The following is a 24,592-nucleotide window of genomic DNA, read 5'->3' on the forward strand; positions in this document are numbered from 1 at the left end:
CACATGAGCCAAAATCTCGCCGGCAAGGTCGTGCTGGTGACCGGCGCCAGCTCCGGCATCGGCCGGGCCCTCGCGCTCTCCGTCGCCGAAGCCGGCGCCAGCGTCGCCCTGGTCGGCCGTTCGGCAGATCGCCTGCAACTGGTCGCCAACCTCATCGGCCCCAACGCCCTCGTCCTCCCCGCCGATCTGGCCGATGCCGCCGCCGTCGAAACCGTCGCCGCCAAAACCCTCGCCCATTTCGGCCGCGTCGATATCCTGCTCGCCAATGCCGGCCTCTACATTCCCGGCGACGTGGCCGATGGCGATGCCGACACCTGGGACGAGCTGGTGCAGGTCAATGTCAGCAGCGTCTTCCGCCTGATCCGGGCCGTGCTGCCCGGCATGATCGCCCGGCGCTCTGGCGATATCGTCGTCACCAGCTCGATTTCCGGCCATCAGGCCATCCAGTGGGAGCCGGTCTATTCCGCCTCCAAACACGCTATCCAGTCCTTCGTGCATGGCCTGCGCCGCCAGGTCGCGCCTGACAATGTGCGGGTTGGCGCCGTTGCGCCCGGAATCGTGCTCAACGAACTCTGGGGCTATGACGATCTCAATGAGATCGACGCCAAGGTCGCCGCCCATGAAGGTCTGCGCTCGCAGGACGTCGCCGACGCCGTCCTCTTTATGTTGACCCGCCCGCCCCATGTCACCATCCGCGATCTGGTCATCCTGCCGCAGAACCAGGATATCTGATGCAGCCCTACGACTACGTCATCGTGGGCGCCGGCGCCGCCGGTTGCGTGCTCGCCAATCGGCTCTCCGCCGACCCCAATATCCGCGTCGCGCTGGTCGAAGCCGGCCCCGACCGCAATGCCCGAAAAACCATCATCCGCATGCCGCTGGCCATGGTCACCTTCATGGCCCCCGCTTTGGCCTTTCTCGGCGGCCCCAAATTCATGTCCTGGTTCACCACCGATCCCGAACCGGGCCTGCAGGGCCGCCAGATCGCCCTGCCGCGCGGCAAAGGCTCTGGCGGCAGCACCAATGTGAACGGCCAGATATTCATCCGCGGCCAGCGCAAGGATTTCGACCACTGGCGCGACTTGGGCAATCCCGGCTGGTCCTATGACGATCTACTGCCCTATTTCCGCAAACTCGAACGTTTCGAACCCGATCCCACCAGCCAGATCGATCCCGCCTTCCACGGCACCAATGGCCCCCTCACCGTCGCCCCCCTGCGCAGCGTCAATCCAATGGCTCGCGTCTATCTTGAGGCCGCCACCCAAGCCGGCATTCCCCTCAATCCCGATTTCAACGGTGCTAATCAAGCCGGCGCCGGCCTCTACACCTTCACCCAGCGCAATGGCGAACGCGTCACCGCCGAAGGCGCCTATCTTGATCCCATCCGCCACCGCCCCAATCTGCACATCCTGAGCGAACGCACCGTCACCAAAATCCTGTTCGACGGCAAACGCGCCACCGGCATCGCCTACGACAGCGCATCAGGGCAGGGCACTCTCCCCGCGCGGGAAGTCATCCTCTCCGCCGGCTCCTTCGTCTCGCCACACCTGCTCCTGCTCTCGGGCATAGGCGACACCGGCCAATTGCAGCGCCACGGCATGACCCCCGTCCAGCACCTCCCCGGCGTCGGCGAAAACCTGCAGGATCATCTCGACGTCACCCTGGAATATCGCGCCAAATCCACCGCGCCCTATGGCATTTCCTGGCGCGCCCTCCCGCGCAATATCCTCCACGTCCTAGACTGGCTCTTCCGCCGCCGCGGCCTCTTCGCCTCCACCACCGGGGAGGGCGGCGCCTTCATCTCAACCGTGCCCGGCCAGTCCCGCCCCGATATCCAACTCTTCTTCTGCACGGCCGTCGGAAATACCCAAAACGCCGGCGGTTTCACCGGCCACGGCTTTCTCATGCATGTCTGCCAGCTCCGCCCCGGCAGCATTGGCCGCGTCAGCCTCACCAGCGCCGATCCCCACGCTAAGCCCTCGATCCTCTACAATTTTCTGCGCCATGAAGGCGCCATGGACACGCTCCGCGCCGGCATCCGCATCGCCCGCAACATCATCGCCCAGTCCCCCTTCGCCCCGCATCTCGACCGCGAAGTCGATCCCGGCACCGACGAACAAAGCGACGGCGCCCTCGACGCCTTCATCCGACGCAGCGTCGGCACGCTGTTCCACCCCGTGGGCACTTGCGCCATGGGCACAGGCCCCGACGCCGTTGTCGACCCGGCGACCCTCCGCGTCCACGGCGTCACGGGCCTGCGCGTCGTCGACGCCTCCATCATGCCCACAATCGTCTCCGGCAACACGGTCGCCGCCACCTATTGCATCGCCGAAAAGGCTGCCGACCTCATCATGAAGGAACCAAGCAATGGCTGATTTCACCGGCAAGGTCGCCCTGGTCACCGGCACCACCGGCATTGGCCGGGCCGTAGCACTCAAACTCGCCGCCGAGGGGGCACAGGTCATGGCCTTGGGGCTCGACACAGCGGGCAATGCCGAGCTCGCCACCCACGCCAACATCGCCACGCGCCTGACCGATGTGTCCGTCCCCGAACAGGTTCAGGCCGCCATAGCCGAGACCGTCGCCCGCCTGGGCGGCCTCGACATCATCGTCAATTCGGCCGCCATCCATCCCTATGGCGATTGCGTCACGACGAGCCCGCAAACCTTCGCGCAATGCCTGGCCGTCAATGTCGGCTCGATCCACCTCACCGCCCGTTTCGGCGTGCCGCATTTGCGCCAGCGCGGGGGTGGCAGTATCGTCAACATTTCCAGCGTCCAGGGCCATGCCAGCCAGAATAACGTGGCCGCCTATGCCGCCTCCAAAGGTGCCATCCATGCGCTGACCCGCGCCATGGCGCTCGATTTCGCCGGCGACAATATCCGCGTCAATTCGGTCAGCCCCGGCTCGGTCCGCACGCCCATTCTCGAGCGCGCCGCCCGCCATAGCGATGGCCAGGATGTTGATATTGCAGCCGCTTTCGCCCGCTTCGGCGCCGCCCATCCGCTCGGCCGCATTGGCGAGCCCGAAGAAATCGCCGAGTTGGTCGCCTTCCTCGCCTCGTCCCGCGCCGCCTTCATCACCGGGGCCGACCACCGCATCGATGGTGGTTTGACCGCCGGCATTGCCGTACGCTGATTACAGTACCCCGGCAGCGCGCGAATAGAGGTCCGTCTGTTGCCGTACGGCGAGTAGCAGCAGTGAGCGGGCATCTATTTTTTGCCCTTTCGCCGCCGCCGCCGCATGCAATGTGCCAAGAAACTGGCTGATCAGCGGCATGGGAATCTCGCGCTCCCCAAGTGCGGTCATGAGCCGGTCCACGGCCGCAATCGCATCGGGATGCGGCCAGTAATACCGGATGCGGTCCGAGTAGCTGAAATGGCGCTGGACCCGCAGGGCAGCATCATCGCCGTGATAGTATTTTTGCCAGTGCTGCGGCTCGCGCAGCATCAGCTCTTCCATCGCTAGGGCGACCGTCTCGTTTGGGGCAAGCAGATCCAGCGCAACGGCGATTTGGTCAAGTCCATAGATTGCTTCACGCAGCACAAAGGTCAGTGCCGGGCCAACCTTGAGGATCGAAAATCCGTCGGCCACCAAACCCGCCAGGGCTGTCTCAGGCTGGTAGTCGGTCGAATGGGCTTCGAAGACGAATTGCGGCACCTGTCGCAGCACGGCGCTCAGCGCTTGCGCCTTGGCCGGGTCATAGACAACGAGGTCTTCATTGCCGAATTCGACTCCCGGCTGCACGACGATCCCAACCACGCGGGCAAATGCATCCTCCAGGCTGTGCGCTGCGAATGCCTTGCGGTGTACCTCGATCGTGTCCAGCGCCGCTCTGGGCGTGGTCACCTGCAAATGGTCCAACGCTTCCAGCGCGCCACCGGGGACCGGCACTTCGGTGCCGATGATATAGACCGGCTTGTCGCCACCAGCGGGCAGGGCGCCCTCGGCCGCTTGCGCCAGCGAAGCCGCACGTTCGGCTGTGGTCTCATCCGGCAGTGCGACAGGCTCACCCCGGCAGCCCATGCTGGTGTCGAGATGCAGCTTGGTAAAACCGGCGGCGGCAAAGGCGGCGATCATTACCCGCGATTTCTCCATCGCTTCGTCAGCCGGCAGATGCTTCCAGGGATTGGGCCCGAGATGGTCTCCGCCCAGAATTAGCTTGCCCGGATCGAAGCCAACCTTGGCAGCAATCCCCTCAACAAATTGTCGGAAGTCCAGCGGCGTCATCCCGGTATAGCCGCCATCCTGGTTGACCTGATTGCAGGTGGCCTCGATCAGCACTGCATGCTGGTTATCGCGCCCGGCAATCAGCGCGCTTTCGATCACCAAAGGATGCGCCGAACAGATCGACACAATGCCGACGTGCTTGCCAGCGCGATGTTGCCTGGGGAGGTCCAACAGTATTGCGGTGCTCATGCCGCCACCTGCTGGCTGACAAACGCATCGAGTTCGGCTCGGGTGGACGTCCCTTCCATCGGCCCCTTGCGGCCCACGGCCAGTGCGCCGGCGCCATTGGCGCGGCGCAGGTTCGTTTCCGCATCCAGACCGCCCAGCCAGCCGGCAAGGAAGGTTGCGCCAAAGGCGTCACCGGCACCGGTAGGGTCGATCTCCTCGACCGCGAAGGCTGGAACGAACAGATCGTCCTTGCCATCCAGATAACGTGCCCCCGCGGCGCCCTGCTTGAGCACGATGGCGCGAACGCCGCGCGCCAGAATATCCCAGACAGCCGTCTCTTCGCTGCTTTCTTGAGAAAAGAGCAGCACTTCCGACCCGCTCGGCATGAACAAATCCGTCTGCGCCAGCACCTTGTCCAGCGCCTCCCGCAACCCCACAAAGCCCAGCATTTCCTTGCGGATATTGGGGTCAAACGACACCGTGCCGCCGCGCGCCTTGATCTGCTCAAGTGCGAACAAAACCGCCTCGATGATCCCCGCTGATACCAGCGAGGACCCCATGACATGCAAATGTCCAGCCGAGGCGATGACGGCCTTTGCCGCCTCCGTCAGCCCGATCTGTCCATTGGCACTGTGCTTGATGTTGAACACGAAATCGCGCTGCCCATCCGTGCGATAGCGTACGAAAGCGCTGCCGGTCACCGCGTCTTCGTGCACACGAATAGCCGAGACATCGACACCGTCCTGCCGCAGCCGCTCGATATTGAGCCAGCCGAAATCGTCATTGCCTACGCAACTGACCATGGCGCAGGGCTGCCCCTGTTTGGCAAGCTGGTCGATAAAGATGGCTGGAGCTCCCGAGGGATAGGGACCAACCAACTCGATGGGTTCGCGAAAACCCTTGCCCGGCGCGACGGCCATGATCTCGACGACGATTTCGCCAATGGTAACGACTTTGATCACGGTCTTAGCGGCCTTTCAAACGAAGGGCCGCTTGCAAGCTCCGGCCACGCCGGACGATACCTTGTTCTCCTCTTTTGGCGAAAGCCAAAGACAATAATGTTGTACGATTGATGGAGACGATTTGGCACGGACGCCGCAGCGGTGATCTGCACGGGGGCGGTTGGCCATCGGTAGTTCGATGGTTTTAATTTGCTCTAGCAGGGCTCATCAGTTCGGCAAGGCGGATCGGCGTGTAGTCTTCAAGATATGGGCCGATGATCTGTACCCCGAGCGGGCGGCCGTCCGGGGTTTTGCTGACAGGCATCACTGTGGCTGGAAGGCCGGCGGCGGTGGCAAGGCTCGCCCAAGCGACGGTATCTCCAGCGTCGATGGTTTGTCCGTCCACCTCGATATGGGTAGCGGCCGCGTCGGCATGGGTCAGGGCGGGGACCGAGGTGGGCGGACAGATCACGGCGTCATAGGACTTGAAAAGTTCACACCAGGCCCAGCGCAATTTTACGCGGGCTTCGTTGGCCACCAGCCAATCAGCATGCGAAATCACGCTCGCAAGCAGGCGCATGGCAGATATGGATTGATCTTCGGGGAGGAGGGCCGCGACTTTTGCGCGGCCTTGTTCGGCCGCCTCTGCTGTCTGCCCCAGGCCCAGGGCTCCGCCCAGCAGCGCCATGTAGATGGATGTGCTTTCCGCAGGATCGGGAATGATGCCGAGCGCTGATTGTACCGAGGCGCCACGGCGAGCCAGGGCCAGGGCGAAGGTTTCGACGGCTTGGCGAACGCAGGGTTCGGTGGGCACGAGGGGATGTTCGGGCAGCACCAGGACGCGGAAATCGGAGATCGTATCATGCCGGGCCGCGGGAAGAGCGAGGCGGTAGCCGGTGGCTTCGTCAAGGTCCGGACCAGCCATGATGGAAAGGCCCAGCGCAAGGTCGCGGGCGCTGTTGGCCATGGGGCCGGGCGCCGACATGTCGAGGCGGGCCTTGCGCCCAGCGAGAACATGGCCGCGCAGCGGCAGCAGGCCGGCGGTGGAATTATGCCCGAAGATGCCGCAGAAATGGGCGGGGCCGCGGATGGACCCGCCAAGGTCGGAGCCGATGTCGAGTGCGGAGAGACCGGCAGCAATGGCGGCGGCGCCGCCCGAGGACGAGCCGCCGGGCGTGTGGCCGGGTGCAAGAGGATTGTCGGTCCGGCCATAGACGGCATTGGTGGCGTTCCAGCCGCTCAGACCCTCGGACACATTGGTCTTGCCAAGAATAATCGCACCGGCAGCGCGCAGGCGGCCGACGACAACAGCGTCTTCGGCCGCAATGGCGTGGCGGAAGGCTTCGAGACCCCAGGAGGTTGGCAGACCGGCGGTGTCGAAGGATTCCTTGATCGTAACGGGTACGCCCAACAGCGGCAGGCGCTCGCCGGCGGCCAGGCGCTTGTCGGCTTCTACCGCGGCGCGGCGGGCGCGGTCAAAGTCGTGGACCACCACGGCATTTATGGCGCCGTCCTTGGCCTCGATGGCGGCAATCGCTGTTTCCGTGAGGTTCCTTGCCGAGAGCGCACCCGCCGCGAGGTCCGCGGCGAGTGCGGTGGCATCCTTGTTCACGGTCATGATGCTTTGTCGTACCAGTCCCGAGCGGCCTTGAGGGCCAATTCGAACACCGAAAGGTCGCTCCAGGGCAGGGTTGCACCAGCGGGGGCTCGGACGACAAGGCCGCCGCGGGCAATGATGCCGCCGTCAAGCATAAGGTTGTCCACCATGGCATGGTCCTCGACCATCCAGCCATCGCTGTGACCGCGCACCATGCCGTCGGCAGCCGGCCCGACCTGACCGGCATAATAGTCTTGGGTCAAACGGACATCGTAATAGCGTGGGTCATTGGTATAGGCGAAGGCATCCTTGCCCAGGGCGCACATGAAGCCGATCTCGTAGGCCGTTCCGACATCGGCCGACACCCCGCGAAAGGGTGTCATATTGGCAAGAACGAAATCGGAGCCGCGCATCACCTCTTCGTTGGCCTTGCTGATGGCCATGCCGAAGGCGAACTTTTCTGCAGGAAAGTCGCCCGATTCAAAGCTATTGGCCTCAAATCCATATTGGCGGGCCAAGATACCCTTGCGGGCGATGATGTCGGCCCCATCCGGAAAAAAGACTTCGGGACCGGCAATATAAACCTTTTTCATCAGGCAAGCTCACCCGCAGCAATGGCCGCCATGATGCGGTCGCGATAGGAGGTGTCGACGTCGGTGATCTTGTTTTCGACGCGGCTGGCTTCGGTCATGAAGTGCTCGTAGCCCCGGCCCATTTCCCAGCCTCGTTTGGTGTGCATGTCGATGGCGAAGTCCGGCACCTCCGGTCCCTTGCCGCGCACCTGGTTTTCGAGCTTGGCGAAGTTGACCATGTCGTCGGTCGTACGATCCTTGGGACTGTCGGCGATCAGACGAATGGCGTGGGCGGCAAAAAGGAAGCGATCGCCGATCGGACGCGGATAGCGCGCGTGGTTGCGATAGAGCGCGTCGATGGTGACGATCAGGTCCTTGTTGCCGTAGCCGACGTCTTCGACCGCAATCACGATAAGGCGGGACCAGAGCATTTCCTCCATTTCCGCGCTCGTCATGTACATTTCGTAGGCGATGAGGAGGGCGGTTTCGGCGAGGCCACGCCGCAGGCTCTTCTGAAGGCCGGAGATCACCTCGTCGGCCGGCAGGCTATGCAAGGTCTTGACGTTCTGCCAGGGATCGGGCGGGAGAGTTACTTTAGTGCTCATCTGGTCCTACTTGAGTTCGATTTCGACGAATTCGACAGTGTTGTCGGAGAGGTTGGCGACGTCGTGCTCGGCGCCGAGGGTGCGAAAATAGGATTCGCTCGGGACATAGTCGACGTCGCGGGTGGAGCCATCCTTGTCGATGATGGTCAGCGTGCCGGCGCGGGTTGGGACAACGACATAGTCATGGCCATGGGTGTGCCAGCCGGTGTCGGTGCCGGGAGGAAAGGTATAGCGGGTCACCTTTACCCGTTCATTGTCCACCTGCACGGCGGCAATACAGGGCTTGAGGTCTTCGATCTTGTACGGCATCGGTTCATTTCCACTTGTCGTTGATGAACTTCTCGGCGGCCACTGCCGAGGTGAAGCATAGCACCGAGATTACCGTGGCGATGACGCTGGTGCCGAATGCCCGTTCTGTCGCAAATTCGGTCGCCGATTGGCGGAAAAGAAAGCCGAGGCCGCTCTTGCCCATGAGGAATTCGGCCAGCATGGCCGAAAGCACAGCCGGCGGCGCCGAAAGACGCAGGGCAATCATCCAGTTGGGCACCGCCGAAGGCAGGACCAGATGGACGAACCGACGCCAGCGATTGGCCCCGAGCACCTTGAAGAGATCGCTGCTGCCGGCAGGAAGCGCGTTGAGGCCGGCGGCGGTGAAAACGAAGGCGGGGAAAAAGGAAATGATGATGACGATGCCCAATACCGTCTTCATGTCATAGCCCAGCAGGCGGGCGAGAACCGGGATCAGGGCGACAACGGGCACGGATGAGAAGATCAGCCCGAGCGGCACCAGAATGCCGCTCAGAATGCGCGACGACCAGGCGATGACCGCCACCATGGTGCCGAGCGCCATACCCAGGATCAGACCGGCTGCAGCCAGAAACAGGGTCTGGCCGGCATTGACGAGATAAACGCCCGGATTGAAGACAATGTCGCCCACAACGCTGATCGGGTGCGGAATGACGATGGAGTTGACGCCCGTGATCGTCACCCATGCCTGCCAGGTGATGAGAACGCCGGCGACGCCCCAATAGCGGGAAACGAGGGTCTTTACCCAGTCGAGCGGGCTCTTGGTTTGCGATAACTGGTTCATTTGTACCGTCCGTAAACGAACTGTTCGAGCAGGCCCATGAGGCCGAAGACGATCAGCGAGGCGGTCGAGGCAATCAATACGGCGCTCCAGAGCAGGGGAATCTGGAAATTCTGCATGGCACTGACCATGAGCAGACCCAGGCCACGCGAGGAGCCGAACCACTCGCCCAGGATGGCGCCGATGAAAGCCGCCGGCACCGAATATTTCAGGCCGCTGACGATGGCGGGCAGGGCAGCGGGCAGATCGAGACGGAGCAGACGCGTCATGCGGCTGGAGCCGAGAACCTGGAACAGATCCCGGTGCCCCGTGGTCGAATTGTTGAGGCCAGAGGTCGTCGACACATAGAGGATGAAGAAGACGTTGAGCGCGGCGATCGCCATGCCGGTGAATTCGCGATTGATCAGCACGATGAAGAGCGGGGCCAGCGCGATAGCCGGGATGGCGTGGATGACGCTGGCCAGCCGATCCATGCCGGGGCGCATGACGGGCAGCACATGGACGAGACCGGCAAAGCCAATGCCGGCAACGCTGCCTGCGGCATAGCCCAGCGCCACCATGGTGAAGCTTGCTGCCATGGCCCGGCCGAAAAGCTGGGCGCGGGAAGGCTCGAACATGAACTGGAACACCGCGCTCAGCGGCGGCCAGGTGAGGCCAGCAAGGCGATTGGCGCCGATGGCCTCCCAGGCGGCGAGAAAGAGGACGACGCCGACAATGCCCAAGGTCAGCGATTGCCAGCGCTCGGCGGTCATCTTCATCAATGGTGCCCTTCGGGTTCGAGGGCGAGGGTGAGTTCGTCGGCCAGGTGGTGGAACTCCGTGGTGCGCTGCACATCGGGGCTGCGCGGCCGGGCGAAGGGCACCTGAAGCTCCTTGATGATGCGGCCCGGGCGGCCGCTCATGACGATCACCCGGTCGGCAAGGAACAGTGCTTCTTCGACGGAGTGGGTGACGAGGAGCGTGGTGATCCGCTGCTCGCTCCAGATGCGCTGCAGTTCGACATTCATGTGGCGCCGGGTGACGGCGTCGAGGGCGCCGAAAGGTTCGTCGAGCAACAGGACATCGGGCTTGAGCGCCAGAGCGCGGGCAATGGAAACGCGTTGCCGCATGCCGCCCGAAAGCTGGCGGGGGCGGGCCTTTTCGAAGCCGGACAGTCCAACAAGGGCAAGAAGTTCGGCGATGCGCTTGTCGTCCACTGGTCGACCGGCGACCTTGTAGGGCAGGGCAATATTGTCGCGGATCGTCAGCCAGGGCAGCAGGGCATGATCCTGGAAGGCGACGCCCAGGCGGTGGGCTTTGGACAGGTCGGTGGGATTGCTGCCTTCCACGGTGATGCGACCGGTGCTGGCATCTTCAAGTGCCGCGACGAGGCGCAGGATGGTGCTCTTGCCGCAGCCGGACGGGCCCAGCAACGCGACGAATTCGCCTTGCCCGATCTTGATGTCGACATCGTCGATGGCCTTGAGTTCCTGGCCGCCATCGAGCGTGAAGGTCTTGCCGACGTGATCGACATTGATGGCCCAGGCTTCGACGGTAGACGTGGGGGCAGGGGAGATGGGAGCGTTCATCGGCGTCTCGAGTTCAATAAGGGGTGTCGCCGGCATCGGCATTGACCGCCTGGCCACGGATCATCATGGCGTCGTCGGTGAGCAGAAATGATACGATGCGCGCCACTTCGCGCGGTTCGGTGTGGCGCCCCAGAGTTGCGCTCTGCATCTGGGCAAAGACGTCATCGGCGGGCGTCTGGGTGAGCCCGGAATAGACGGCGGCTACTTCGCGCAACATGGGCGTAGCCATGCCGCCAGGGCAGACGCAGTTGACGTTGATGTCATGTGGCGCGAGCGCCTCGGCCAGGGTCCGGGTGAGGTTGATCAAGGCCGCTTTGCTCGCGCTATAGGCCATGGAATCGACATGGCCCTTCTTGCCGGCTTCCGAAGCGATATTGACGATGGCGCCGCGAACACCGTCGGCGATCATTCGCCGGGCGACCAGGCGGGCCAGGTCATAGGCGCCGAAGAGGTTGACTTCGAACTGGCGGGTCCATTCGGCGCGGGAAATGGCGAGCGGATCGGCATGCAGGACAATGCCCGCGCAATTGACGAGGCCGTCCAAACCGCCGAGCCAGGCGGTGGATTTGGCGACGCAATCGACGGCGGCAGCTTCGTTGGCCACATCGAGCGCATAGCCGAAGACACCTTTGGTGCTGCCGCCCAGTTCGGTCGCCGCTGCATCGACCGCGTCCTGGCGGAGGTCGACAACGACGAGCTTTGCGCCTTGCCCGACCAACAGGTTGGCAATGGCCTTACCGAGGCCGCCTGCGGCGCCGGTGACAATGAAGCGCTTGCCGGCATGGACCGGAAAGATCGCCGGCTCCCGAATGGGGAGGGGACCCTTGTTTTGGACAGTCTCGAATTTCGTCATGGTCAGGCCACCAATTTTTCGAAGCGCTCGGTTATTACAGGCAGGCGTTGCTTGAGCTTGGCCTTGATGGCTTCGGCATCGATCCCTTGAAGTTCCCGATCCTTCATCACCACCTTGCCGTCGACAACGACCGTCTCGACGTCCCTGCCGACCAGTACGCTCGCGGCTGTGAAGAGCGGATCGTAGAGGGGGGCCGCATCCATCATGGAGGTGTCGCAGAGGATGAAGTCGGCCTTCTTGCCCACTTCCAGACTACCGACCTGATCGAAAATGCCGAGGGCCCGTGCGCTACCCTGGGTGCCGATCTTGAGTAGTTCTTCGGCCGAAATCGGCTCGCGTTCGTGATAGACGGCGCTGTTGACAGCTTGCTGGCCGACGCGGGCCACATGGGCGACCTGAAAGATGTCGAGCGTGCCGCCCGCGCCCGGGCCGTCGGTGCCGAGGCCGATGTCGATGCCACGGCGCCACATTTCGATGAGGCGGGGCGAGCCGATCGAATAATTGTTGAAGCCGCAATGGCAGGCTGAAAGCCGGTGCCGTTCGTAGAGGTCCACCTCCCGGGGGGAGAGCAGGACCGAATGGGCACAATGGAGGTGATGGCTGAGGACACCCATCTGGTCGAGCCATTCGGTGGGGCGCTTGCCGAATTTTTCGAGCGTGTAGTCGATCTCGTAGCTGCCCTCGCAGAGATGGGTGTGGATCTTTACGTCCAGCGTGCGCGACGCTTCGGCGATGTCGCGGATGAGGTCAGGCGAGCAGACGATCACCTGGCGGAGCGAGAGCCAGGCCGAGACGCGGTCATTGCCCTTCCAACGTTCGACCAGCGCCACATTGCGTTCCAGCGCTTCGTCATGGCTCATCAGCATGTTGGCCGGAACTTCGGCGCCGATAGTCTCGCTCTGGTCGACCGTGGACAGCGCGATGAAGCCGCGAATGCCCACATCCATGGCGGCGCGGCCCATTTCGTCCGGATGCGGCCCGCCGGCTTCGGCAAAGCAGGTGGTGCCGACCTGAAGCATGTTGGAATAGGCGACGAGGCCGGAGAGATAGACGTCTTCAGGGTCGAGGCAGCTTTCCCACGGGATGAGATAGTTCTTCCAGACGGGCAGCTTGAGCGGACGACCGCGGGCAATGTCCTGCAACTTGCCGCGCAGCAATTGCTGGCCGGTATGAAAATGCGCATCGATAAGGCCCGGCAGGATGATGCGGCCATTGCCATTGATGACCGCCTTGCCCTTGTAGCGCCCCGCTTCATTGGTTGGGCCCATCCAGACGATCCGGTTGCCGTCCACGGCAATGGCGCCGTCGCGGATGACGCGGTTCTCCTTGTCGAGCGTGACGATTTCGGCGCCGGTGACGAGAAGGTCGACGTCTTGGGGTTCCTGGGTCTGGGTCATCTGAAAATCCTAAAATCAAAGGCAGAGAGACCCGCGCCGTAAATGCCGGCGCGGGCGGCAGGGTCAGGCCAATTTGAGCGCGTCTGCGACGATCGATGTGTCGATGATGTCGCCGATGGGCGGCAGATCGGTGCGGCCGGTGGCACGCGCCGCGTCATACATCGGGCCTTCCATCTTGGCGGGGTCGAGCGCGTAGAGCGGGAAGTCCGGATCGCCGCCGGGCCGCATGAAGCCGATCTGCAATTCGTTCTGGCGGGTCTGCTGATCGACATCGAGGCCGAAATCGGCGCCATATTTCTCGACCGTGATCTTGGCACCAAGGGCGGGGTCGGCCTCGTCGGCCTTGAAGCCCTTGATGATGGCCGCTGTATATTTGACCAGCGCATCGCGATTGGCTTCGAGATAGGCCCGCGAGACGAAAGCGATGCCGGCATAGCCGGGAAAGCCCAGTTCGTCGAAAGACCGGAAGAAGAAGTCCTTGTCGCGCACCAAGCCCATCTGTTCGAGCGTGATTGTCTGGTTCGTGGCAAAGGCGGTGTAGCCTTGTCCATCGCCGGCCACCAAGGGCTCGGGCGAAAAGCCGGCGGTGACCATTTCCCAGTCATTGGGCAGGCCATTGAGGCTCAGCGTCGCCTCAATGGAGGTCTGCTCGGCCGGACCCTGGGCCAGGATTTTCTTGCCCACGATGTCCTTGGGTTCGAGGATCGGTGCGGCAGCGAGCGAGATGATACCAAGCGGCGAGGTTTGCATACGCGCGGCAATGATGACGAAGTCATTGCCCTTGCCCACGGCGTCAAGGAAAGGCAGCCAGCTCGTATAGCCGATTTCGGCGCTGCCGGCGGCGACCATGGTCAAGGGATCTGGGGCGTTGGGGCCGCCCGGCATGACGGTGACGTCGAGCCCCTCTTCGGTGAAATAGCCATTTTCGAGGGCGAGCCAATGGTCGACATATTCGACATTGGAAATCCAGCCCAGTTGCACGCGCAACGGCGTCAGGTCTTGGGCGAAGAGGCCTCGGGGAAGCCCGGCGGCAGCCAGGCCAAGGGCGGCGGATTTGAGCAGAGTGCGTCTTTGCATCGTGGCAGACTCCGGAATTTCCGTTTGGAACAGGCGAGGGCATTGACCGTCCGGAGGGTGCCGGACGGCGTTGGGCGGAGTGGCGATGACCTCTTGGCGATTTTCCTCAACGTCCCGTGCATGGAGAGAGGAGCCGATGGGGCCTGTCCAGCAGCAGATCAGAGCGTCGCGTAAGCCTCTTCGGCGATGCTGAAATCGACGAGATCGGCAAGCGGCGGAACCGTACGACCGGCCGCTTGAGCGGCTTCCGTCATGTTGCCGGTGATGTCGGCGGGATCGAACAGATAGAGCTTATAGTCCGGCGTTGGCTTCATCAGCGGGATTTGGAGTTCCATCTGGCGGGTCTGCTGGGCCAGATCGAGGCCGAGGTCAGCACCGTAATTGTCAATGACGATTTGCGCCGCATAGGCAGGATCGGCGAAGGCGTATTCCCAGCCCTTGATCATGGCGCGCGTGTATTTGACCAGCGTCTCGCGGTTTTCCGCGACGTAGTCCTTTTTGGCCACCATCAGACCGGCCTTCACGACATAGCCAATGTCGTCGAAGAGCGTCACGATGAAGTCCTGGTCCTGCACCATGCCCATATTCTCAAGCGTGATCGGCTGGTTGGTAGCAAAGCAGAGATAGACGTCGCCATCGCCGGCCAGCAGCGGTTCGGGCGAGAAGCCCGTGGGGATGACTTCGTAGTCGAGCGGCAGGCCGGCCTTGGCCAGCACTGCGTCGAAGATGGAGGTGTCGGATGGGTTCTGGGCGAGAATGCGTTTGCCCACGAGGTCTTGCGGCGTACGCACCGGGTTGGCGGCGAGAGACAGCAGTCCCGAGGGGCTCTTTGCCCAGGCAGAACCAAGAATCTGAAAATCATTGCCCTTGCCGATGGCGTCAAGCAGGGGCATCCAATTGGCAAAAGCGAGCTGAGCCGCATCGGAGGCAAGGGAAACCAGAACGTCGGGGGCGTTGGGTCCGCCGGCGAGGTAGGGCGCATCCAGGCCCTCCTCGGTGAAATAGCCCTGGTGGAGCGCGGCCCAGAAGCCGGCATATTCAACATTGGAGATCCAGCCAAAGGCGGTGGTGATACCGGCTGTTTCTTGGGCGAATAGCGGACGGGGCAGCCCACCGGCGAGAAGGCCCGCTGCCCCTGCCATTAGCAGGTGGCGCCGGGTTAGTTCAAAATCCCTGTTCTTCGGCACTTTTGACGTTCCCTTGGCATCAACTGACCTCCCGCTCTGCTTGCAAGTTTCTTCCCTTGCAATCTCTTGTTACAGTGACGCTACCACACGTAATATCTTTTACAAGATTGTTCTGAGGCAAAAAATGGTAATGCATAAAAAAGCGGCAACTGGCTATTTGCCCGCCGGTTCGGTCGTCGCGGAACGCATCGAGGCGGCCTATCCGGAGATGTCGCAAGCCCTTCAGACGTTTGCAGATTTCGTGCTGAGTGAGCCAATCCGCATTGCCCATATGTCGATCAACGAGACCGTGGAGGCAACCGGGGTTTCGGTGGCAACGGCCAACCGGTTTGCGCGCAAGCTTGGCTTTGAGGGATATGCGCAGTTTCGCGGGGAGGTGATCCGCGGTTTTGAGTCTATCTTCGAGCCGGTCGAACGGCTCAGGACGACACTGTCGAAGGGCTCAAGCGTACAGGAAGCGGTGTTGGCCTCTCTCGAGGAGGACTTGCGCAACCTCAGTGAGACCATGCAGGGGCTCGACACCACGCGCATCGAGCAGGCCGTCAACATGATTCTGGCCGCGCGCAACATCTTCTTCATCGCCTTCGATGCGGCGGCGGCCCTGGCTAACGTCATGTCTCACCGGCTCGAACTGGCCGGCCACTACGCCCGCACAATCGACAATGGCGGCGGCATGCTGTCGGCTTCGCGCGCACTTTCGCACTACGACGAGAACGATCTGGTCATCGCGATCGCTTTTCCGCGCTATATGCGTGAGACGGTGGAACTGGCAACGGCCGCGCATCGGCGGTCCATCCCTGTCCTCTCGATTACCGACAACCAGACTTCGCCACTGGCACGGTTGGGTACACTCACGCTCTATGTGCGCGCCCGCCGCACTTACAGTTCGACTTCGGACACTGCCATTCTCGCCATGCTCGAAGCCTTGGCTGCCGGGGTGGCGGCCAAGTCACCGGGTGCTGCGGATGCCGCGCAGAAATTTGCGGACTTCGCCTATCCCTGGCTGATTACGCCGGAAGGCCGATAGGCGCTTCAGGCACCCGTCACCATGGTTTCCACAAACAGGGCTTCGAACTTTTCGGCCTCGACAGCGATAGCCACCTCGGCGTTGGGGACAGTCGTACCAGTGCGCCGTCGGTCGGGGATGACCTGGCCGCGGGTCAGTTCGCCCACGCATTCGACATCGACCTGCATGGCTTCGAGGGACACGACGGAGGGATCTTCCGCCACGGCTACGGCTAGAGGATCGTGCAGGGCGCAATAGGTGATGTCCGGATATTGCGCCTGGTAGGCAGCCAGATAGAAGCGCGCTGCCTGCATGACGATACCGGCCGCCGGCCCGCCGCGCTTGGCAATGTCGTCCATCATCGGAGCGGTCAGCCTAGTCTTCATGGTGACGTCCATGCCGACCATGGTGATCTTGGCGCCGGATTTGAGCACGATACGGGCGGCTTCAGGATCGTTGAAGAAATTGGCGTCTGCGACGGGGCTGGGAATGCCGGGCACGCCTGGATGCCAGATCGTGCCACCCATGAGCACGATGCCGGCGAGTTTTTCGGCAATATCGGGCGCCTTCATCAGGGCATGGGCCACATTTGTCATCGGACCAACTGGAACCAGGGTCAATTCCCCTGGACTGGCCCGGACCAGTTCGATGATGAAATCGGGGGCCCAGATATCGAGTGCCTTGGCCTTGGGGGCCGGCAGTTCGATATTACCGATGCCGTTTGCCCCATGGATGCGGCTGCCGAGCTTGGTGAAGGGGCGCGTCAGGGCGCGCGAGGCACCCGAGGCCACGGGAATTTCCGGGCATCCTGCTGCTTCCAGAATTTGCAGGCTGTTCCGCGTCGCAGCGGCGACGTCAATATTGCCATAGGTCGTGGTCAACGCCTCAAGCGTAATGCCGGGCCGATTGACGGCATAGAGGATCGCCATGGCGTCGTCGATTCCGGTGTCGACATCGAGGATGATGCGGCATTGTTTTGGCACGAGGCGGCTCCGAAAGTGCGTGTGGGGGATGGTACGGAGCCTATCGACTGTAATTTATTTTGCAATTCCTCGCGGAGGTGAAAATTTCACACCAGCGGTGTGAGCCAAGGGTGGCGATTTCTCGGCTTCGTGCCGCCTCTGCTGCGTGAATCCCCAGAACCTATTTCCACCCCGCCATTGCTCGAAGTGTTGGCGCGGGTCATGGTGATCTTCGGCGCGGAATACCTATATGGATCGTGTCTAGAAGCACTGGAACGGCCGAGCCGAATTCAACTTAAACGGCACGGACCCCAAGAGGAGCACAGCATGAGCGAATTCAATGATCAGGTGATTGCCGATTTCAACCAGAACGGGGGGCATCCCGGGGGCATGTTTGCGGGCGCTCCGGTGCTGCTGCTGCACGCTATCGGCGCCAAGTCCGGCTTGGAGCGGGTTCAGCCGCTCATGTATCTTCGCCCGCAGAACGACGGTCCCTGGTATATTTTTGCTTCCTATGGCGGCGCCCCCAAAGACCCCGCATGGTTCCGTAACCTGCTGGCGCACCCCGACGTCGAAATCTCCGTTGGCGATGGCAAGACCATCGAGAAAATCCCGGTCCGTGCGCGGGTCGTCGAGGGCAGCGAACGCGACACCATCTATGCCGAACAGGCCCGCCGCTTTCCCCAATTCGCCAAATACGAAGAAGTGACGACCCGCGATATCATCCCGGTGATTGAACTCACCGCCCGCTGATCGGGCCCCGCATGACTGGGCAGCAAATCGGAAAGACGGTCAGCGACTTTCCGATTGGCAATTGACTTGCTTGGAATTTTGACCAAACGATCAAATAAATGGTCGAGGGAGAATTTTGAACATGCGCTTCGGGTATAAGGCGTCGGCCGAGCAGTTTGCTCCCAGTGCCCTGCTTGGCTTCGCCGTGGAGGCGGAGCAGGCCGGGTTTGACAGCGTTTTCGTCAGCGACCATTTCCAGCCCTGGAAACACACCGATGGCCATGCCCCGTTTGCCCCGGCCTGGATGGCGGCAGTGCTGGCGCGGACCGAACGCATTGTGCTGGGCACGTCGGTGCTGACGCCGACATTTCGGATGCATCCCTCGGTCGTGGCGCATGCCTTCGGGACACTGGGCTCCATGTTTCCCGGCCGGGTGATCCTGGGCGTCGGCACCGGGGAATCCCTCAATGAAGTGCCTGCGACCGGTCTGGAATGGCCCGAACTCAAGGAGCGCTCGGCGCGACTGCGCGAGGCGGTCAAGCTGATCCGCTTGCTCTGGACCGAGGACCGCGTGAGTTTTGAGGGCGAATATTACAAGACCGTCAACGCCACCATCTACGACAAGCCGGCCGAACCAGTGCCGATCTATATCGCTGCCGGTGGCCCGCTTAACGCCAAATATGCCGGCCGGGCTGGCGATGGTTTTATCTGCACCTCCGGCAAGGGCGCCGAGCTTTATGTCGATCAACTGCTGCCCAATGTCGAAATCGGCCGGGCCGAGTCCGAGCTGGCGGGAAAACCCTTCGAGCGCATGATCGAGGTCAAGGTGTCGTTCGATACCGATCCCGACCGGGCCTTGGATGACACGCGCCATTGGGCCGCGCTTTCCCTCTCGGCCGAGGAAAAGCACTCGGTGCGGGACCCTGCTGAAATGGAACGCCTGGCGTCAGAACTGCCGATCGAGCGGGTCGCCAAGCGCTGGATTGTGTCCAGCGATCCCGACGAGCATGTCGCTGCGATCAAGACCTATATCGATTATGGTTTCGATCATCTGGTCTTCCACGCGCCGGGCACCGACCAAAGCCGGTTTCTGGCCCTTTATGCCAAGGAAATCCTGCCTCGCTTGCGCCGGCTGACCGCAGGCGCGCCATCATGACGCTGCCGCGCTTTTCTGCCTGGGCCGTGACCGGTATTCCCGAAGTGCTTGACGGGGACGATCTGGCCACACTGATCTGCGACGCGGTGGACAAGCAGGCCGAAGGCGACGCCGAACTCGCGCTCGCCGAGGGCGATATTCTTGTCGTCGCTAGCAAGATCGTCGCCAAGGCGGAGGGGCGCTTGGTGCCGGCGACGGACCGCGAAAAGGCTATCACCGAGGACACCGTTCGTGTCGTGGCGGAGCGGGTGCATGCCGGCGGCGTGACGCGGATCGTGGAGACGCGGCAGGGGTTGATCATGGCGGCGGCGGGCATTGATATGTCCAATGTGCCGGACGGCTTCGCGCTGCGCCTGCCCGAGGACCCAGACCTGTCGGCGCAACAGCTTTGCGCCATTCTGCGCGAACGGCTGGGCATTTCGCTGGGCATCATCATCACCGATACATTCGGGCGGCCCTGGCGCGTCGGCCAGACCGATGTCGCCATCGGCGCGGCCGGCCTGCAACTGACCGAAGACATGCGGGGCGGCAATGACGCCAATGGACGCCCGCTGCACGCCACTATCGCCGTGGTCGCCGATGAAATCGCCGGCGCCGCCGATCTGGTCAAAGGCAAGGCCGGCGGCCTGCCGGTCGCCGTGGTGCGCGGGCTGGGTCGGCTGGTTACCGGGCTTGATGCGCCGGGTGCTCGATCACTCGTGCGCTCGCTTGAGGAGGACATGTTTCGCTTCGGCTCGGCAGAAGCCTACCAGCTTGGTTATGACACAGCGCGGGCGGAATTTGAGGGCGGCGCCGCCGCCACGCCGCTCGCGGGTAGACAGGGAAATTGATCATGCGCCTTTTCGCGCTCGCACTCGTCGCTGCCTTGCCTGCACTAGCCGTCAATCCGGCCCTCGCCGCCACCACCTATCCCCTGACGCTGCAGAATTGCGGCATGGCGGTGACCTTTGACAAAGCCCCCGCCCGCGTTGTCAGCATCAAGTCGACCGCGACCGAACTGCTGCTGTCGCTCGGCCTGGCTGATCGCATTGTCGGCGTCGGGTTCCAGGATGGGCCCTTGCCGGACGAACTGGCTGCGGCGGGCAGCGATCTGAGCGTTCTCTCGGACAAGCTGCCGTCCCAGGAAGTCGTGCTCGAAACTGAGCCCGATTTTGTGTATGGCGGTTGGGAAAGCAATTTCGCCGCCGATGGCGCCGGCGAGCGGCCAACACTGGCCGCTCTGGGCGTTGCCAGCTATGTGGCGCCGGCCGCCTGCCGCAGCGTCAAGCCACCAAAATTGACCTTCGATGCCATCTTTGGCGAGTTCGAAGAGATGGGCGCTATTTTCGACGTCGAAGCCGCTGCAACCACGCTGGTCGACGCTCAGAAGGCCAGCCTTGCCGCTCTCAAGCCCGATCCGCGCGGCCTAACTGCCGTGTGGTATTCCTCGGGCACCAAGGCCCCCTATGTGGGCGCAGGCAATAACGCCCCGGCCATGGTGATGGAGGCGCTCGGTCTCAAGAACATTTTTGGCGATGTCGATGACGGCTGGATTTCGGCGAGCTGGGAAGCCGTGGTCGATGCCAATCCCGATGTGATCGTGCTGGTCGATGCCGCGTGGAACTCCGCCGCACAGAAGAAGAAACTGCTGGCGGAAAATCCGATCACCAGCCAGCTCGATGCAGTCATCAACCAGCGCTACCTCGTCATTGCCTTCCCGGCGTCCGAGGCCGGCGTGCGCAATGTGCCGGCCACGCTCGACATGGCGCGCCAATTGACGGCGCTTGATCTGCCGACCCCGTGATGGCGCCGAAAGCATCCTACGGCCTCGCCTATACGGGCCTGTGGATTCTGTTGCTCGCCAGCGTGGCTATCGCGGTTACCCTTGGGCCTGCCAGCATCTCGGTAACCGAGGTCTGGCAGACCATTCTGCACCATCTGGGGCTGGCTGTGGACAGCCCCGTCTCGCGCCTGCGCGATGCCATTGTCTGGGAATTGCGGCTGCCGCGCGTGCTGGCGGCCCTGGGCGTCGGCGCCGGGCTAGCGCTGGCGGGCACGGTGATGCAGGTGCTGACCCGCAACCCGCTGGCCGACCCTTATCTCCTGGGCCTGTCATCCGGCGCGGCACTAGGCGCGGTGATTTTCCTGCTCGCCGGAGCGGCGCTGCTCATGCCGCTGGGCGCCTTTATCGGTAGCCTTACCGCGCTTGCGTTAGCCTTGCTGATCGCCAGATTATTGGGTGGAGCGACGCCGTCGCGCGCCATTCTGGCCGGCATCTGCATTGCCGCGCTCGCCTCGGCGGGCACTTCGCTGCTGATCTTCTGGTCGGCAACGGGGGATTCCTACCGGGAAATCCTGAGCTGGCTGATGGGCTCGCTCAGCGGCACCTCCTGGAGCGACACGGGCCTGGTGGCCCTGGGACTGCTGCTCTGCGCGCCCGTCATCCTGTTGTCCGGGCGGGGTCTAGACGCCTTTGCCTTTGGCGAGACGGCCGCTGCCGGGCTGGGCATCGATGTCACACGGCAGCGCTGGACGCTGCTGGCGGCGACGGCGCTCCTGACCGGCGTCATGGTCGCCATCGGCGGTGCCATCGGGTTTGTCGGCCTTGTCGTGCCCCACGCGGTTCGCCTTGCCGCAGGCTCGCGCCACCGCGTGCTGCTGCCCATGTCCATGCTGGTCGGCGCCATTTTCATGCTGTGGAGCGACACTGCCGCGCGCAGCCTGTTCGATCCGCGTGAATTGCCGGTCGGCATCGTCACCGCGCTGGTGGGCGCGCCGGCATTCCTGCTCATCCTGCTACGCTACCGGCGGGTGACATGAGCGGGCTGATCATCAAGAACGCCATTGTGCGGGCAGGGGAACGGACCATTTTGGCCGATGCCAGTTTTTCGGCCCCCGCTAGTGCCGTCACCGGGCTGATCGGCCCCAATGGCGCAGGCAAGTCGACCCTGATTGCCGCCGTGATGGGCCGGCGGCGTCTGTCCGGTGGCACGATTGCCTTTGATGGCATTGACCTGCCCGGAACGCGAGCCGCCGAGCGGGCCAGGCTATGCGCCCATGTCGAACAATTCGCCACCACCACCGAGCGGCTCAGCGTGCGCGATGTGGTGGCCCTGGGCCGCGTGCCCTTTCAGTCAGACTGGCAGGCCGTGCCCTCGCCCCATGACGACGTCGTGGTGACGGACGCGATCGAGGCTCTGGGCATGTCCGCCTTTGGCGACCGGCTCTACCACCGGCTGTCAGGCGGCGAGCAACAGCGTGTCCAGATTGCCCGTGCGCTGGCGCAGGAACCGCAACTCCTGCTGCTCGACGAGCCGACCAGCCATCTCGATATCAAGGCGCAATTGCTGGTGCTCGAGGTGTTGCGGCAGCGGGCGCTGGCGGGCTGTACTATCGTGGTCGCCATGCACGATCTCAACTTGGCCGCCCGCTATTGCGATCATCTCGTCATGCTCAATAATGGACGAACCGCAGCCGAGGGGACACCGGCCGACGTGCTGGCCCCGGACCTACTGTTGCGGGTCTATGGCGTGCAGTCGACGATCGTGAACGTGCCTGGCAGGGACTATCCGATCGTGATTTACGATTCCGCCGTCAATTCCGATTGACAATAGCGCGCCGTCAGCCAAAATTTGATCGTCTGGTCAAATTTCAGTGCGGGGAGCGCGCAGCCATGGAATTCGGGATTACTTTCAAAGGCTTTGTCGACGCCGAGCGGGCCCGATATCTGGTGCGAGCGGCCGAATATGCCGGCTTTACCTATTGCTGGTTCTACGATTCCCACATTCTCTGGCGCGATTGCTACGCCGCCATCGCCATGTGCATGGAACATACCGAGCAGATGCGCTTCGGCCCGCTGGTCACCAATCCCGATGTGCGCGACTGGTCGGTCGCAGCCTCCATCTTCGGCTCGCTGTCCAAGCAGAGCGGCGGGCGCTTCGACCTTGCCGTCGGGCGCGGCGATAGCTCGATGCGCGTCATGGGCAAGAAGCCTGCGACCCTGGCCCGTGTCGCCGATTTCATCACCAAGACCAAGGCCATGATCCGCGGCGAGGAAGTTTCCTATGGCGAAATCCCCGCGCCGGTGAAATTTCCCTGGGCCGTCGGCCACGAGATCCCCAGCTGGATCGCCGCCTATGGCCCGCTGGCGCTCAAGACCGCCGGCGAATCCGCCGATGGCGTGGTGTTGCAGATTGCCGATCCAGGCCTCTGCAAATGGTTCACCGACCAGTGCCTCGAAGGGGGCAGGGCGGCCGGCAAGGACATGTCCAATTTCCGCTCGATGGCGGCGGCCCCCGCCTATTTCGGCGACAAGAAAAAGGCGATCGAGGCGGTCAAATGGTTCCCCGCCATGGTGGGCAACCACGTCGCTGACATCGTAGAAAAATACGGCGCCGATTCCGATCAAGTGCCCAAGAGCCTCACCAGCTATGTCGAAAAGCGCCGTGGCTACGACTATTCCAAGCACGGTCAGGCCGATAACCCGTTCCTGGATTTCATCACCGATGACATCGTGGAAAGCTTCTGCGTGCTGGGCGAACCGCAGGATCACATCGCCAAGATCCGCGACCTCGAAACAGCCGGCGTCACCCAGTTCAACATCTATCTCGACTCTGGCGACGAAGAAGAAATCATCTCCCGCTACGGCCGCGAAGTCATCCCGGCATTCCGCTGAGCCGCATCAGGGTCTGAGGGGAATTAGGTGAGCGCGGCCCAGACGGAGCCAAGGCCGCCGATTTCGCCACGGATAGATTTGGCGCCGCCGATTGGTGCGACTAAGCGCGAGCCTGTCGTAATCACCTGTCCCTTGCGCAAGGAAACGCCACGTGTAGCGGCATGATTTGCCAACAGCGCCAATGTGCGCAGGATGGTGTGAAGGTCGCAGCCGGTCGACGTCGTAGCCACTTCGACGCCATCGAGCCGTAATGCCGATCCGACGCCAGCCGGATCGAAAGCCTGCCAGTCCGCCATCCCGTCACCAACTACAAAGCCGGCGCTATTCTGCAGGTCGCTCAGCTGCGTCAGCCTGTCTACCTGGTCCCGGTCCGTCCAACTAAAGGAGATGAGTTCGAGCAGGGGGTGAAAGCTTGCAATGGCCTCGCGGACGGTTGGGACATCATAGGGAATGTCCCTCGCCGGCAGATCCTGGCCAAGAGTGAGAGCGATTTCCAGCTCGACAAGGACAATCGGCAACGGGCTCTTGGGTGCCTGATGGCCCTGGTCAAAAACCAGACGTGCTGGCAGCGGCGACAGAAAGGGCGCCGGTTCATCACCGGCAAATATCTTCCAGCCTCCCACCGTGCCAAGCTGGGCGATAATCGCATCCTGAATGCGGTGGGCATCGGCCTGCGATCGTGGCCGCAAATGCTCGGGCAAGTGTGGCAGCGTCGTTCCCGTTTGGCGGGCATCCAGCAAGAGACGGGCCGCCTCAGGCGCTCCAGAAGTGTTCACAATGGTCTCCATTTAGGGAATGCGG

Annotated in this window: 26 protein-coding genes; 11 read left to right on the top strand and 15 right to left on the bottom strand. The window is 62.8% G+C overall.

Annotated elements, in window-relative coordinates:
* Window positions 1–3: 3 nt before the first annotated feature.
* The 3 genes from N8A98_RS17965 to N8A98_RS17975 are packed head-to-tail and all read left to right on the top strand — an operon-like array spanning window position 4 to window position 3,138.
* Complete coding sequence (locus N8A98_RS17965) at window positions 4–732, top strand: SDR family oxidoreductase (RefSeq protein ID WP_262167344.1); 729 nt, start codon at window positions 4–6, stop codon at window positions 730–732.
* On the top strand, window positions 732–2,375 hold the full coding sequence (locus N8A98_RS17970; RefSeq protein ID WP_262167345.1) for a GMC family oxidoreductase: 1,644 nt from the start codon (window positions 732–734) through the stop codon (window positions 2,373–2,375). The genes N8A98_RS17965 and N8A98_RS17970 overlap by 1 nt, the downstream gene beginning before the upstream one ends.
* A complete protein-coding gene (locus N8A98_RS17975) occupies window positions 2,368–3,138 on the top strand; it encodes an SDR family NAD(P)-dependent oxidoreductase (RefSeq protein WP_262167347.1) in 771 nt (256 codons plus the stop codon). The genes N8A98_RS17970 and N8A98_RS17975 overlap by 8 nt, the downstream gene beginning before the upstream one ends.
* Here N8A98_RS17975 and N8A98_RS17980 read toward each other — a convergent pair whose 3' ends face one another.
* The 13 genes from N8A98_RS17980 to N8A98_RS18040 form a co-directional block, all read right to left on the bottom strand.
* Complete coding sequence (locus tag N8A98_RS17980) at window positions 3,139–4,419, bottom strand: D-tagatose-bisphosphate aldolase, class II, non-catalytic subunit (protein ID WP_262167348.1); 1,281 nt, start codon at window positions 4,417–4,419, stop codon at window positions 3,139–3,141. It lies immediately after the preceding gene.
* Window positions 4,416–5,360, bottom strand: a complete 945-nt coding sequence (locus tag N8A98_RS17985; protein ID WP_262167350.1) for a tagatose kinase — start codon at window positions 5,358–5,360, stop codon at window positions 4,416–4,418. Before N8A98_RS17985 ends, N8A98_RS17980 begins: the two co-directional genes overlap by 4 nt.
* A 184-nt stretch (window positions 5,361–5,544) precedes the next feature.
* Window positions 5,545–6,957 carry an amidase gene (locus N8A98_RS17990; protein ID WP_262167352.1) on the bottom strand — a complete coding sequence of 471 codons (1,413 nt, stop codon included), beginning with the start codon at window positions 6,955–6,957 and terminating at the stop codon, window positions 5,545–5,547.
* Window positions 6,954–7,529 carry a nucleoside 2-deoxyribosyltransferase gene (locus N8A98_RS17995; RefSeq protein ID WP_262167353.1) on the bottom strand — a complete coding sequence of 192 codons (576 nt, stop codon included), beginning with the start codon at window positions 7,527–7,529 and terminating at the stop codon, window positions 6,954–6,956. The genes N8A98_RS17990 and N8A98_RS17995 overlap by 4 nt, the downstream gene beginning before the upstream one ends.
* Window positions 7,529–8,113, bottom strand: coding sequence for an AAA family ATPase (locus N8A98_RS18000; protein WP_262167355.1), 585 nt, complete (start codon window positions 8,111–8,113; stop codon window positions 7,529–7,531). Before N8A98_RS18000 ends, N8A98_RS17995 begins: the two co-directional genes overlap by 1 nt.
* Window positions 8,114–8,119: 6 nt before the next feature.
* Window positions 8,120–8,422, bottom strand: coding sequence for a cupin domain-containing protein (locus tag N8A98_RS18005; protein WP_262167356.1), 303 nt, complete (start codon window positions 8,420–8,422; stop codon window positions 8,120–8,122).
* A 4-nt stretch (window positions 8,423–8,426) separates the two neighbouring features.
* Window positions 8,427–9,203, bottom strand: a complete 777-nt coding sequence (locus N8A98_RS18010; protein WP_262167358.1) for an ABC transporter permease — start codon at window positions 9,201–9,203, stop codon at window positions 8,427–8,429.
* Complete coding sequence (locus tag N8A98_RS18015) at window positions 9,200–9,958, bottom strand: ABC transporter permease (RefSeq protein WP_262167359.1); 759 nt, start codon at window positions 9,956–9,958, stop codon at window positions 9,200–9,202. Before N8A98_RS18015 ends, N8A98_RS18010 begins: the two co-directional genes overlap by 4 nt.
* Window positions 9,958–10,767: an ABC transporter ATP-binding protein gene (locus N8A98_RS18020; RefSeq protein ID WP_262167361.1), complete on the bottom strand. Its 810-nt coding sequence runs from the start codon at window positions 10,765–10,767 to the stop codon at window positions 9,958–9,960. Before N8A98_RS18020 ends, N8A98_RS18015 begins: the two co-directional genes overlap by 1 nt.
* A 13-nt stretch (window positions 10,768–10,780) precedes the next feature.
* Window positions 10,781–11,620 (bottom strand): SDR family NAD(P)-dependent oxidoreductase, encoded by an 840-nt coding sequence (locus N8A98_RS18025; protein WP_262167364.1) that lies wholly within the window; start codon window positions 11,618–11,620, stop codon window positions 10,781–10,783.
* 2 nt (window positions 11,621–11,622) lie between these two features.
* Window positions 11,623–13,017, bottom strand: a complete 1,395-nt coding sequence (locus N8A98_RS18030) for an amidohydrolase family protein (RefSeq protein WP_262167365.1) — start codon at window positions 13,015–13,017, stop codon at window positions 11,623–11,625.
* Between the two features lie 63 nt (window positions 13,018–13,080).
* Entirely contained in the window at window positions 13,081–14,094 is a 1,014-nt protein-coding gene (locus N8A98_RS18035) for an ABC transporter substrate-binding protein (protein ID WP_262167367.1), read from the bottom strand.
* A 158-nt stretch (window positions 14,095–14,252) separates the two neighbouring features.
* Window positions 14,253–15,281, bottom strand: coding sequence for an ABC transporter substrate-binding protein (locus N8A98_RS18040; protein WP_262167368.1), 1,029 nt, complete (start codon window positions 15,279–15,281; stop codon window positions 14,253–14,255).
* A gap of 124 nt (window positions 15,282–15,405) precedes the next feature.
* On the opposite strand from N8A98_RS18040, the gene N8A98_RS18045 reads away from it, so the two are divergent.
* Entirely contained in the window at window positions 15,406–16,308 is a 903-nt protein-coding gene (locus N8A98_RS18045; protein WP_262167370.1) for a MurR/RpiR family transcriptional regulator, read from the top strand.
* Between the two features lie 5 nt (window positions 16,309–16,313).
* Here the strand turns inward: N8A98_RS18045 and N8A98_RS18050 are convergent, their stop codons facing one another.
* Window positions 16,314–17,270, bottom strand: a complete 957-nt coding sequence (locus N8A98_RS18050; protein ID WP_262167372.1) for a nucleoside hydrolase — start codon at window positions 17,268–17,270, stop codon at window positions 16,314–16,316.
* Between the two features lie 306 nt (window positions 17,271–17,576).
* Between N8A98_RS18050 and N8A98_RS18055 the strand changes: the two genes are divergently transcribed.
* The 7 genes from N8A98_RS18055 (at window position 17,577) to N8A98_RS18085 (ending at window position 23,791) form a co-directional block, all read left to right on the top strand.
* The gene (locus tag N8A98_RS18055; RefSeq protein ID WP_262167373.1) at window positions 17,577–18,002 is read left to right on the top strand and encodes a nitroreductase family deazaflavin-dependent oxidoreductase; all 426 of its coding nucleotides are present in this window, start codon (window positions 17,577–17,579) and stop codon (window positions 18,000–18,002) included.
* Window positions 18,003–18,123: 121 nt separating this feature from the next.
* Window positions 18,124–19,137, top strand: coding sequence for a glucose-6-phosphate dehydrogenase (coenzyme-F420) (fgd, locus tag N8A98_RS18060; protein ID WP_262167375.1), 1,014 nt, complete (start codon window positions 18,124–18,126; stop codon window positions 19,135–19,137).
* Entirely contained in the window at window positions 19,134–19,967 is an 834-nt protein-coding gene (gene cofE / locus N8A98_RS18065) for a coenzyme F420-0:L-glutamate ligase (RefSeq protein ID WP_262167376.1), read from the top strand. The genes fgd and cofE overlap by 4 nt, the downstream gene beginning before the upstream one ends.
* Before the next feature lie 2 nt (window positions 19,968–19,969).
* Window positions 19,970–20,920 (top strand): putative F420-0 ABC transporter substrate-binding protein, encoded by a 951-nt coding sequence (locus N8A98_RS18070; protein WP_262167378.1) that lies wholly within the window; start codon window positions 19,970–19,972, stop codon window positions 20,918–20,920.
* Window positions 20,920–21,936, top strand: a complete 1,017-nt coding sequence (locus N8A98_RS18075) for an iron chelate uptake ABC transporter family permease subunit (protein WP_262167379.1) — start codon at window positions 20,920–20,922, stop codon at window positions 21,934–21,936. The genes N8A98_RS18070 and N8A98_RS18075 overlap by 1 nt, the downstream gene beginning before the upstream one ends.
* A complete protein-coding gene (locus N8A98_RS18080; protein ID WP_262167381.1) occupies window positions 21,933–22,724 on the top strand; it encodes an ABC transporter ATP-binding protein in 792 nt (263 codons plus the stop codon). Before N8A98_RS18075 ends, N8A98_RS18080 begins: the two co-directional genes overlap by 4 nt.
* A gap of 65 nt (window positions 22,725–22,789) precedes the next feature.
* Window positions 22,790–23,791, top strand: a complete 1,002-nt coding sequence (locus tag N8A98_RS18085) for a TIGR03842 family LLM class F420-dependent oxidoreductase (RefSeq protein WP_262167383.1) — start codon at window positions 22,790–22,792, stop codon at window positions 23,789–23,791.
* Window positions 23,792–23,814: 23 nt separating this feature from the next.
* Here N8A98_RS18085 and N8A98_RS18090 read toward each other — a convergent pair whose 3' ends face one another.
* Entirely contained in the window at window positions 23,815–24,579 is a 765-nt protein-coding gene (locus tag N8A98_RS18090; RefSeq protein ID WP_262167384.1) for a 2-keto-4-pentenoate hydratase, read from the bottom strand.
* Window positions 24,580–24,592 lie beyond the last annotated feature (13 nt).

Source organism: Devosia neptuniae, assembly GCF_025452235.1.
In the GTDB taxonomy this organism is placed as follows: domain Bacteria; phylum Pseudomonadota; class Alphaproteobacteria; order Rhizobiales; family Devosiaceae; genus Devosia.

What these genes read in the sequence shown, in the direction of transcription:
- N8A98_RS17965 (WP_262167344.1), top strand. Translation starts at nt 4, where the DNA reads ATGAGCCAAAATCTCGCCGGCAAGGTCGTGCTGGTGACCGGCGCCAGC.
- N8A98_RS17970 (WP_262167345.1), top strand. Translation starts at nt 732, where the DNA reads ATGCAGCCCTACGACTACGTCATCGTGGGCGCCGGCGCCGCCGGTTGC.
- N8A98_RS17975 (WP_262167347.1), top strand. Translation starts at nt 2,368, where the DNA reads ATGGCTGATTTCACCGGCAAGGTCGCCCTGGTCACCGGCACCACCGGC.
- N8A98_RS17980 (WP_262167348.1), bottom strand. Translation starts at nt 4,419, where the DNA reads ATGAGCACCGCAATACTGTTGGACCTCCCCAGGCAACATCGCGCTGGC.
- N8A98_RS17990 (WP_262167352.1), bottom strand. Translation starts at nt 6,957, where the DNA reads ATGACCGTGAACAAGGATGCCACCGCACTCGCCGCGGACCTCGCGGCG.
- N8A98_RS17995 (WP_262167353.1), bottom strand. Translation starts at nt 7,529, where the DNA reads ATGAAAAAGGTTTATATTGCCGGTCCCGAAGTCTTTTTTCCGGATGGG.
- N8A98_RS18000 (WP_262167355.1), bottom strand. Translation starts at nt 8,113, where the DNA reads ATGAGCACTAAAGTAACTCTCCCGCCCGATCCCTGGCAGAACGTCAAG.
- N8A98_RS18005 (WP_262167356.1), bottom strand. Translation starts at nt 8,422, where the DNA reads ATGCCGTACAAGATCGAAGACCTCAAGCCCTGTATTGCCGCCGTGCAG.
- N8A98_RS18010 (WP_262167358.1), bottom strand. Translation starts at nt 9,203, where the DNA reads ATGAACCAGTTATCGCAAACCAAGAGCCCGCTCGACTGGGTAAAGACC.
- N8A98_RS18015 (WP_262167359.1), bottom strand. Translation starts at nt 9,958, where the DNA reads ATGAAGATGACCGCCGAGCGCTGGCAATCGCTGACCTTGGGCATTGTC.
- N8A98_RS18020 (WP_262167361.1), bottom strand. Translation starts at nt 10,767, where the DNA reads ATGAACGCTCCCATCTCCCCTGCCCCCACGTCTACCGTCGAAGCCTGG.
- N8A98_RS18025 (WP_262167364.1), bottom strand. Translation starts at nt 11,620, where the DNA reads ATGACGAAATTCGAGACTGTCCAAAACAAGGGTCCCCTCCCCATTCGG.
- N8A98_RS18030 (WP_262167365.1), bottom strand. Translation starts at nt 13,017, where the DNA reads ATGACCCAGACCCAGGAACCCCAAGACGTCGACCTTCTCGTCACCGGC.
- N8A98_RS18035 (WP_262167367.1), bottom strand. Translation starts at nt 14,094, where the DNA reads ATGCAAAGACGCACTCTGCTCAAATCCGCCGCCCTTGGCCTGGCTGCC.
- N8A98_RS18045 (WP_262167370.1), top strand. Translation starts at nt 15,406, where the DNA reads ATGGTAATGCATAAAAAAGCGGCAACTGGCTATTTGCCCGCCGGTTCG.
- N8A98_RS18055 (WP_262167373.1), top strand. Translation starts at nt 17,577, where the DNA reads ATGAGCGAATTCAATGATCAGGTGATTGCCGATTTCAACCAGAACGGG.
- fgd (WP_262167375.1), top strand. Translation starts at nt 18,124, where the DNA reads ATGCGCTTCGGGTATAAGGCGTCGGCCGAGCAGTTTGCTCCCAGTGCC.
- cofE (WP_262167376.1), top strand. Translation starts at nt 19,134, where the DNA reads ATGACGCTGCCGCGCTTTTCTGCCTGGGCCGTGACCGGTATTCCCGAA.
- N8A98_RS18070 (WP_262167378.1), top strand. Translation starts at nt 19,970, where the DNA reads ATGCGCCTTTTCGCGCTCGCACTCGTCGCTGCCTTGCCTGCACTAGCC.
- N8A98_RS18075 (WP_262167379.1), top strand. Translation starts at nt 20,920, where the DNA reads ATGGCGCCGAAAGCATCCTACGGCCTCGCCTATACGGGCCTGTGGATT.
- N8A98_RS18080 (WP_262167381.1), top strand. Translation starts at nt 21,933, where the DNA reads ATGAGCGGGCTGATCATCAAGAACGCCATTGTGCGGGCAGGGGAACGG.
- N8A98_RS18085 (WP_262167383.1), top strand. Translation starts at nt 22,790, where the DNA reads ATGGAATTCGGGATTACTTTCAAAGGCTTTGTCGACGCCGAGCGGGCC.
- N8A98_RS18090 (WP_262167384.1), bottom strand. Translation starts at nt 24,579, where the DNA reads ATGGAGACCATTGTGAACACTTCTGGAGCGCCTGAGGCGGCCCGTCTC.